Here is a 3,870-nt window from a genome sequence, read left to right on the forward strand (position 1 = left end):
CGTCCTCGATGTCGGCGAGCTTGAGCCAGCGGTGCAGACACGACTCGGAGATCCCGAAGTCCTTCGCGATCTGCGCGATGGGCGCCTCACCCTTGCGGGCGACCGCGACGACGTCACGGCGGAACTCGGGCGGGAACGCTTTCGGCATGGCAGACATCCTTCCAGCGAGGAACGCATCCTCACAGGTCAGGAGTCAACCGAACCGGGGGCAGTCCCCTCGGTGTCAGCTTTGCTCAAGCGCGGATGGTTGGTGTCGACTTTTCCGGGCTGAGGTTTTCCAGCTTTCTGGCCCATGACTCCGTGTTCGAGGGCTGCGACTTTCTCCCGGACCGCGTTCGACCACGTCTTGTTCGGCGCTACCGGCTATGGCGACGAGCGGTGGGACGAACTGAGCTGGCCGGAGACGGTGTACCGGGAGTGCGTCTTCTCTCGCACCCGGATACCTCTCCAGGCATACTTCGGCAACGCCCGATTCGAGCGCTGCGTTTTCGACGGCGCTCGCCTGCACGACTTGACCTCTACGCACCAGGCACAGTTCGTCGAGTGCGCCTTCCGGGGCAAGATCCAGGACGTCAACTTCTGGGGTACACCGACTGAGCGCACCGCGGCGCTCGGCCGAGACCGCAACGCCTTCACAGGTAACGACTTCACGAGCGCGGACCTGCTCGGCGTCGCGTTCAAGCACATCGACCTTCACGCCCAGAGGTTTCCAGGCCTGCCCGACTACGCCGTCCTGGACCGGGTTGATCAGCGCGTGGCGGCCGCGCTGGCCGCCATGGCCGAATGGCCGGACGACGACATCAAGACCGAGGCGGCGTTGTCCCTGCGGTTCGGGGCCAACGCCGCGATCGAATACAACGACGGGCACGCCCTGGTGTCTCGAAGCTGGGTCGGCCGGCGGCTGCCACCGGATGTCCACGACCAGATCTTCTGGATGCTCGTCAACTACAGCGACGACCAGCAGTAAAGGTCCCGACCGTTGGCCCCTGCCGACCGTGCCAGGTCACGCAGCTGGACATACCGATCGGCTTCGTGCTCATCCAGCAGCTCATCCTCGGCGTACTCGGCCAACCGATCATCGGACACGTACGCCAACGCCAAGGCGACCTCCGGCCGCACCCGCGTGAGCCACGGCCCGTCAGCTTCGACGGAGACCACGAAGTCGTCACCGAACTCGCTGGAATCCCGGCCGGTCAGCTCCGCGATCCGACCGGCCAGCCCGTCGATCCACCCCTTGCAGTCAACGTGCGGCCAGCCGCTGCCCGCCGGCCCCGCCGAGAGATCGAGACGGTCCAGCTCCACGCTCGACGCCGCGAAGTAGTCAACGAGCACGCCCACGGCAAGCCACGGTAGCGGCGAAGAACCACAGCCGCGATACTCGAGCCGGTCAGGCGCTGAGACTCTGACGCGCACTCATCTAATGGGTTCCGTCAGCCTGCTGGTGCAGGATGGCTCCGGTAGCGGCTGGCGGGTCAGCACTCCACTCTTCAGGTCTTCGAGGCCTTGCGGCAGACCGTGCGCCCGCTGGTCGTGAGGAGGCTGGACAGCTGATGGGATGACGTGCCCCGCGGTTGGCGGTGAGCACTTGGCCATTAGATCGCTGGGGTCTCTTCCGCGCTGCCGTGGACGATGTGGTCCATAGAGGAAGAGAGGCGTGATGCTGTTCCTGGGAGACGACTGGGCCGAGGACCACCACGACGTCGAACTCGTTGACGGCAACGGCGGCAAGGTGGTCCGTAAACGGCTACCCGAAGGCCTCGAAGGTGTCACCCGGCTGCACGCTTTGATCGCCGAGTACATGCCGGCCGACTGGGCCGATCTCGACCCGGCCGAGGCAGCAGCCCAGGTGCGGATCGGGATCGAGACCGACCGTGGCCCGTGGGTGCAGGCGCTGCTCGCGGCCGGCTATCAGGTGTATGCGATCAACCCGATGTCGGTCGCTCGCTATCGGGAGCGGCATTCCACCTCGGGGGCGAAGTCCGACGCCGGCGACGCGCACGTGCTGGCCGAGATCGTGCGCTTGGATCACGCCCATCACCGTCCGGTCGCTGGCGACAGCGCCGAGGCGGAGGCCATGAAACTGGTGGCCCGCACTCATCAGACGCTGATCTGGGACCGGTCGCGGCAGATGCTGCGGCTGCGCAGCGCGTTACGCGAGTTCTTCCCCGCCGCCCTGGACGCCTTCGACGACCTGACCGCGCCCGACGTTTTGGAGCTGCTCGGCCGCGCGCCGGACCCGACTCGCGCCGCCCGGCTGTCACGATCACAGATCGCCGCCGCGTTGCGGCGGGCGAACCGCCGCAACATCGACACGAAAGCCGCCGACTTGCAGCAGCGGCTGCGCGCCGGGCAGCTGCGCCAACCGGACGCGGTTCAGGCCGCTTACGCGGCCATCGTGACTGCCCAGGTTCGGCTGATCGCCGCGCTCAACGCCGAGGTCGAGCAGCTCGGGCGGGTGGTGGCCGACCATTTTGGCCGGCACCGGGACGCTGACCACTACCTGAGCCGACCCGGCCTCGGTGTGGTCCTCGGCGCCCGGGTACTCGGCGAGTTCGGCGACGATCCACACCGCTTCACCGACGCGAAGGCCCGCAAGAACTATGCCGGAACGTCCCCGATCACCCGAGCATCCGGCACTCGCAAAGTCGTCTTGGCCCGCTACGCCCGCAACCGAAGACTCAGCGACGCCGTCCACCAATGGGCGTTCTGCTCGCTGAAAGGCTCACCCGGCGCCCGCGCCTACTACGACACTCTCCGCGCCCGCGGCACCGGTCACCAAGCCGCCCTGCGACAACTCGGCAATCGCCTCGTCGGCATCCTGCACGGCTGCCTCAAGACCGGCACCGCCTACAACGAGACGACTGCCTGGGCCCATCTCCATCCCAGTTCTTGACAACGAAAAACATAGGATGTCTGCCGCGATCAGCGCGCGGAGGTGTCGCAGATCAGTTGGCGGACGAGTGTCGCGCATCAGTCGACGGAGGACACGGGCACGGCGAACTGTCTAGTCCCACCACCTGCTTGACGAATCCATCCCAGCACACGCACGACAGTCGGCCTTGGTTCCTCGGTCGTCCTGGTTACAGTCGGTGACATCTGAGTGCCTGCGGGCGCACTCAAACTCAGGCAGACAACGAACCAATGCCGCCAAGACGCCATGCACGAGGGGAAGGCCGCCCAGCTCGCTGATCCCGACCCATGCGATGTCGTCATGCTCGTCAGGTGCACGGTTGGTCGGAGAGCCAACCCAGTCTCCAATTTGCCAGACACCCACGTGAACGGCGTCCTCAGCACTGCCGGCATGCAAGACGCCCAACCGTGAAGCGGACTCCGCCACAATGTGAACACCGAGCTCCTCGTGCATCTCACGCGCGAGGGCTTGTAGTTCCGACTCACCCGCTTCGACCTGCCCCCCGGGCAGATCCCAGACATCTGGGTATACCCGTTTGGTCGGCCTGCGGTGTACTAGCAGGACCGCGCCGTTTTCAACGAGTGCGCCTGTGACGACGACATGCATGACGGGATTAGAGCACAGGGATAGGACAAGCTCGCTCCAGCCAAAGGGGACGTCCAGACGTCCGGATCTGCCGCGAGTCGCGCGGTCGTCGCGATGATGTAAAGCATCATTCGAGGCCGCCGTGTCAACCATCACCCGGCGCAGGACAGGCCGGCTGCCGGCGTGTTGTTCAAAGTTTCTGTACGTCTTCAAGGCGGCCCTGAACGGGCCGCACGCGCCGCCGCCTGGGCGCGCGCCGGCCGCTGCCGCTGTCGCTCTGCGGCCGTCACGCCTGACGCCCGGCGGCTGGCGCGGAAAGCGGGAAGCCCGTGGGGCCGCCGCAGAACGACAGGCCGTTGGGCGGGGGTGTGGTG

General features: G+C 66.4%; 5 protein-coding genes. 2 read left to right on the forward strand and 3 right to left on the reverse strand.

All coding sequences use genetic code 11. The features are described 5' to 3' along the window. Positions 1 to 148: transposase (locus DKL51_RS03415; protein ID WP_148097714.1), on the reverse strand; the 148-nt coding region annotated here is incomplete at its 3' end. A gap of 198 nt (positions 149 to 346) precedes the next feature. Here DKL51_RS03415 and DKL51_RS03420 point away from each other — a divergent pair. Beyond that, entirely contained in the window at positions 347 to 967 is a 621-nt protein-coding gene (locus tag DKL51_RS03420) for a pentapeptide repeat-containing protein (protein ID WP_109966457.1), read from the forward strand. Here DKL51_RS03420 and DKL51_RS03425 read toward each other — a convergent pair. Then, positions 946 to 1,413, reverse strand: a complete 468-nt coding sequence (locus tag DKL51_RS03425; RefSeq protein ID WP_123809819.1) for a hypothetical protein — start codon at positions 1,411 to 1,413, stop codon at positions 946 to 948. The two genes, DKL51_RS03420 and DKL51_RS03425, sit on opposite strands and share 22 nt — an antisense overlap. A 244-nt stretch (positions 1,414 to 1,657) precedes the next feature. Here DKL51_RS03425 and DKL51_RS03430 point away from each other — a divergent pair, with 244 nt between their 5' ends. Then, positions 1,658 to 2,893 (forward strand): IS110 family RNA-guided transposase, encoded by a 1,236-nt coding sequence (locus tag DKL51_RS03430; protein ID WP_109966532.1) that lies wholly within the window; start codon positions 1,658 to 1,660, stop codon positions 2,891 to 2,893. Positions 2,894 to 3,004: 111 nt separating this feature from the next. Here DKL51_RS03430 and DKL51_RS03435 read toward each other — a convergent pair whose 3' ends face one another. Continuing rightward, positions 3,005 to 3,649: an NUDIX domain-containing protein gene (locus DKL51_RS03435; protein ID WP_311768023.1), complete on the reverse strand. Its 645-nt coding sequence runs from the start codon at positions 3,647 to 3,649 to the stop codon at positions 3,005 to 3,007. Positions 3,650 to 3,870 lie beyond the last annotated feature (221 nt).

The sequence above is a fragment of the Micromonospora globispora genome, assembly GCF_003857015.1.
Lineage (GTDB): Bacteria > Actinomycetota > Actinomycetes > Mycobacteriales > Micromonosporaceae > Micromonospora > Micromonospora globispora.